This window comes from Blautia massiliensis (ex Liu et al. 2021) (assembly GCF_052064225.1).
Lineage (GTDB): Bacteria > Bacillota > Clostridia > Lachnospirales > Lachnospiraceae > Blautia_A > Blautia_A fusiformis.
This window is the reverse complement of sequence record NZ_JBQHWA010000102.1, coordinates 1-342: the sequence shown is the minus strand read 5'-3', so window position 1 is coordinate 342 and position 342 is coordinate 1. Positions and strand designations below refer to the sequence as shown.

At 37.4% G+C, this 342-nt stretch carries 1 protein-coding gene; it reads left to right on the top strand.

Annotation, left to right across the window (positions count from 1 at the left end):
* On the top strand, positions 1-217 hold a 217-nt coding region (locus ACTNDQ_RS15495; RefSeq protein WP_441065007.1), incomplete at its 5' end, for a hypothetical protein.
* Positions 218-342 lie beyond the last annotated feature (125 nt).

Here is a 342-nt window from a genome sequence, read left to right as displayed (position 1 = left end):
CTGTGTATTTTATTCAGTTTTCAATGTCACAGATGAAGGAAAGGGGCTAAATTTATGCCTAAAAATAAGGTTTTCGGACAGGTTGAGGGGGAGGGCCTTCGGGCTGCGGAACTCTGAGATCGCCTTCCCTCGCACTTACCGCATTGAAAATGCGACCGGCGTAGCGCCATACAGCGAAGAGTCTTATTATAAAAAACAACACAATAAACAACAATAAAGATAATCCTAAAAATTACAAATAAGAATAAAACATTGTCCTATAAAAATAAACTTCCAGGAAAATCTAAAAAAATTGAAATTTATGGTTGACAAGCATAACTCCCAGTGGTATTATAACTGAGC